We start from the raw sequence: 5,291 nt of genomic DNA, 5'->3' as shown, positions 1-5,291 counted from the left end.
GCCTTGTCTGGAACGCAGCGCTGGGCCTGTGGGTGGCTGTGGCTGAAACCGCCAGAGGCCGAAGCAGGGGCGGCTCCGCGCGCGGCGGTGTTGAAGTTGCTTCCGTCGGCCCCCGTGAGGGCTTCGTTTTTGTCCTGCATGCACGGTGCCGCGCCGCCGTGGTCATGCTGCTGGCGATGTCCGTCTTTAACTTGCAGGTGCATGCCGCCGATGCGCTGAATTCCACYGTGGTGGTGGGCAGCGGCAACGTCAGCACCAGCGGCGCCACCACCACGATCAATCAGGCCAGCCAGCGTCTGGCGATCGACTGGACGCATCTTTCCACCGCAGCCAATGAGGCGCTGGTGTTCAACCAGCCCAATGCGCAGGCCATCGCGCTGAACCGCATTACCGGCAGCAGCCCGAGCGAATTCCTGGGCAGCCTTACGGCTAATGGCCAGGTGTTCATCCTCAACCCGAACGGCGTGCTGTTTGGCGCGGGGTCTCAGGTCAATGTCGGCGGCCTCGTGGCTTCGACGCTTTCCATGAGCAACGCCGACTTCATGGCCGGCAGCACCACGTTTGGCACAGACCCCGGCCAAGCTGGCACCGGCAGCAGCGCGGGCAAGGTTACCAACAAGGGCACGCTGACGGCCGCCACGGGCGGCTATGTGGCCTTGCTGGCGCCCGAGGTACGCAACGAAGGCGTGATCGCCGCCAGCCTGGGAACCGCATTGCTCGCGGCCGGCAACAAAATCACCCTGAACCTGGACAACGGCAATTTGCTGGGCTACAGCATCGACCAGGGCGCGATCAATGCCTTGGCCGAAAACAAGCTGCTGATCCAGGCGAATGGCGGGCAGGTGCTGCTGTCCGCAAAAGCCATGGACCAGCTGACCACGGCGACGGTGAACAACACCGGTGTCATTGAAGCCAAAACCCTGCAGAACAAGGCCGGCCGCATCCTGTTGATGGGCGATATGGAAACGGGCACGGTCAATGTCGGCGGCACGCTCGATGCTTCTGCCCCCGATGGCGGCAATGGCGGCTTTGTCGAAACCAGCGCCGCGCATGTGAAGGTGGCCGACAGCGCCAGGGTCACCACGCTGGCTTCAGCCGGCAACACCGGTAAATGGCTGATAGACCCCAACGATTTCACCATCTCCGCCACGGGCAACATGACGGCTGCTGCCGTCGCGGCCGCTTTGACTGGCGGCAACTTTGAAATCCAGACCGCCACCATGGGCACGGCCGGCGGCAACGGCGACATCCACGTCAACCAGGCGATCAACCGGACGGACAACAACACCTTCACGCTGACTGCCGAACGCGACATCAACATCAATACCGGCGCGAACATCACCAAAACCAATGCAGGCGCGGCCGGTATGACCATGACCGCCGGGCGCAACATCCTCCTCAACGGCAATATCGGTGTGGGCGGGCCTTCCACAACTCTTTCTGTGACGGCCAACGCTGCCGGCGATATCACCGGCACGGGAACCCTGAACCTGAACGGCGGTGCGCTGGACATGACGGCCGACGGCAGCATCGGCGGCACCGACGGCCTGGGGCAAATCTTTGCCGGCAGTTTAAAGCTGCGAGCCACCACGGGTGAAGTGGTCATGAATAGCGGCGTGGACTGGCAGGCCAGCTCCTTTGACCTGTACGCGGGTACCAACATTCGGGGAAATGCCGGCGCCGTCAATGCCACCATGACTGCGCCCGGCGGCAGCTTCACCGCATCTGCGGGCAACACGGGCAATGGGCGAATACGCATCAACAGCTTCTCCAATGCCATAGGCACGCTCAACCTGACCGCCCTGGGGACAGGCGGAGGTGGCCAGGTCGACTTTTTGAGTGCCTCAGCCATTGGCAACGCTTCCATTACGGCAGCCCAGGACGTGAACGTCAGCGCGACTGGCAGCCTCAACCTCAATGCCCTGACCCTGACGGGCGCCAACCAGAACGTCAGCCTGGCGGCCAGTGGCGGCACGCTAACGACGCTGGGCGCCCTGAACACCGGCCCAAGCAACCTGACCTTGTCGGGCGGCTCTCTCTCCCTGGGCGGCGCCTTGAGCGCCAACAACCTCAGCCTGACTGCAACGAGCGGCCTGAACATCAACCGGGACCTCACGGCGACGGGCAACCTGACGCTCATTGCAAACAATACCGGCGTTCAGCAAACCGCCGGCGTCCTGATCGCGGGCGGCACGACGACCGTCAATGCCGGCGTGGGCCAGGTCAGCCTGACAGGCGCCAACAATTTCACCGGTGCGGTCAGCGTTACCAATTCCGGTGCAAGCAACGTCGCGATCAACAATGCGGGCGGTGCGCTGACCCTGGGCACTGTGTCTGTCGGCAGCGGCACGCTGAGCCTGAGCGGCAACAACATCGCGCAGACGGGCGCGATCACGCAGGCCGCCGGCGCGGGTGCGGTAACCATCAACGGCGGCGCCGGCGTGATAAACCTGAGCAACGCGGGCAACAATTTCACGGGTGCGGTTGGGCTCAATAATTCCGGCGTCAATGCAGTGACCATCCGGAATGTGAACGACCTGGTGCTGGGCCCATCCACCGTGGGCGGCAGCCTGACGGCGACTTCCAGCACCGGCTCCATTTCGCAGGCCGGCGCATTGAATGTGACGGGTGCTTCCACGTTCACGCTCAACGGCAGCAGCAAGGACGTGCTGCTGGGCACTTCGGCCAACACCTTCGTCGGTGGCGTGACGGTGAACGGCAGTGGCAGCGTCAGAGACATGGCCTTCCGTTATGGCAGCGGTTTTGCCTTTCCCACCACGCCCAGCTACTCCGGCACCCTGACGCTGATCAAAGACACCGGGATCATCAACCTGGGCACACAAACCTTCAGCGGCGGACTCGCGCTGACGGCGGGCGGCGGCATCAACCTGTTCGGCGGTACGCTGCAGACGGGCGGCGCACAAACCTTCAACAGCGCGGTAACGGTTGCCGGCACCGTCAGCCTGGTCAGCACCGCCGGCGGTATCACATTCGCCAACACGGTCGATGGCGCGAACGCACTGAGCACCACGAGCGCCGGGGCCACCAATTTCAATGCGTCGGTGGGCGCCACCACGGCGCTGACCAGCTTGAGCGTCACTTCGGGCGGCGCCATCAACGTGCAGACCGGCGCCACGCTGCGAACGGGTGACCTGATGCTGACGGCGGCAGGCGGCATAGGCAATGGCATCGGCGGTGCAGCGGCTATTGATGCGGCGCGCCTGAGCGCCATCAATTCAGTCGGCGGCCATATTGCACTGTCGCACACCGGCACGGGCACGCTGGTGGTAACAGACCTGGGGCAGGGCGATGGCATACAGAACAGCGTCGTGGGCGGCAACGTCAGCCTGGCAGCGGCCAATGGCAGCATCCAGGTGCTGGGCAGCAAGGTCAGTGCGGCCGGCGGCAACGTCGTGCTCAGCGCGGCAGGCGCCAGCACTACGCATTCGCTGGAGATCGTGAACAACGGCGCTACCCAATCGAACGTTACTACCACCGGCACAGGCAACATCACCATCAACGGCGACTTGACGAGCGGCGGCGCCAGCGCCACCGGCGGCTCGGCGGGCGGCGTGGTCATTACCAATTCCAACATCACCGCAGGCAACGGAACGATCACCATTTCGGGCAACGCGGGCGTGCCGTCCGGTTTGGCGCAGGTTTCACGCGGCGTGCGCCTGGATTCGGGCGCGAAAGTTACCGGGGCCGGCAACATCAGCATCACGGGCCGGGTCGGCACCAGTTCACTGGCCACCAGCGAGGGTTTGCAGTTGGCTGGCGGGGCGGAGGTCTCTAGCACAGGTGGAGACATTGCGTTCACCGGCACGCTGAACAATCCATCCATCTTTGCCGGAACGGGCCTGCATGTCAGCGGCAAGGTGCAGTCCGGCGCCAGCAAGAAAATCACGCTCACCGGTACGGCGACCGTGGGCGGTTCCTCGGGCACCGGTATATTGATCGATGGGGCAGCAGAGCTGCTCGCCGGCACGGGTGGTTTGACCATTGTGGGCACCGTCAACTCTTCGACGACTGCCACCAACGTCATTGGCACATCCATCGTCGCCTCCAGCCCCGGTGCCAGCCCCATCATCAGCTCTACAGGCGCAATAGATATTACTGGCGCCATGAGTGCCAACTCCGCTTCAGGCAACAGCGCTTTACGCATGGAGGGCGGCACCATCAACTCCAATGGCGCGAACATCGTCTTGCGTGGCTCCGGCGTGCCTGCGCCAGCGCCTGTGGCTGCCCGTGATGTCTATCTCGGCGGTACGACGGTCGCCAGCAGTGGCGGCGAAATCCAGATTATTGGCAACCGGGTCGAGATTCTCAGTGCGGTCAATGCAGGGGCCGGCCGGGTGGTGATTGCACCTTTTACCTCCAACCGGGAGATCAAGCTCGAGTCAGGTGTGGGGGGTATTGAAGCCATGACACTGAATTTGGCGGCCTCTGAGTTGGGCTTAATCACGGCCGGTGTGTTGCAGATTGGCACCCTGACGAGCACAGGCGGTATTGAGATCGCTGGCCCCATCACGGCTGCGCCAGGGCCTTTGCCGGTCATCAGCCTGCTCAATGCCGGCAGCATCAGCCAGACGGGAGCAATCAGTGTGGGCAAGCTCAACGCGGTAGGTTCCTCCGTGACCCTGACCAACGCCGGCAACCAGATCGACGAAATCAGCGGGCGCTCTACCACCGGCGCATTCGCCGTTACCAGCAGCAAGGCTGCGCCGCTCACGGTTGGCACGGTTGACGGGTACGCCGGCATCAACTCGGGCGGCAACCCCACCGCGCTCACCAACCTGAACGGCGCCATCGCGCAGACCCAGGCCATTGTTGCCAGCAGTTTCACCGGCAGCGGTGTGGGGGGCATCAATCTCAACCTGGCTGCCAACCAGATCGGCGCTTTTACGGCGACCAATAGCGGCGCGGGCGATATCGTGCTGCGCAACGGCATCAACACCACACTCACGTCCCTCACCAATACCGGTACGGGCCGCATTGACGTCGACAACATCGGCACGGTCACGCTGGCGTCAAGCGGCATCACTAGCGACGGCACGGCCACGGGTACCACCGCCGGCACAGCGGCGGTACGCATCAAGGGCTCGCAGGGCATTGTGGCCAGCGGTGCGGCCCCGCACATCAGCAATTCGGCGGGCGGCTCGGTCTACCTCGACGGCGGCGCAGGCAGTGTGGGCACCAGCCCCGCCAGCGCCGTGGGTATTTCCGCTGCGTCCGTCACTGCGGTGGCGGCAGGCGGCGCCTCGCAAGTCAACCTGAGCCTGGCCAACGGC

Annotated in this window: 1 protein-coding gene and 1 pseudogene; both read left to right on the top strand. The window is 64.2% G+C overall.

Annotated elements, in window-relative coordinates; all coding sequences use genetic code 11:
- Window positions 1-95 (top strand): annotated as a pseudogene (locus tag AC1DWI_RS13130) (ESPR-type extended signal peptide-containing protein); the annotation flags it as partial.
- Window positions 96-176: 81 nt separating this feature from the next.
- On the top strand, window positions 177-5,291 hold a 5,115-nt coding region (locus tag AC1DWI_RS13125), incomplete at its 3' end, for a beta strand repeat-containing protein (protein WP_477724983.1).

This window comes from Polaromonas sp. P3_C2 (assembly GCF_056402675.1).
Note: the sequence above shows the minus strand (reverse complement) of the source record. Positions and strands in the feature narration are given on the sequence as shown.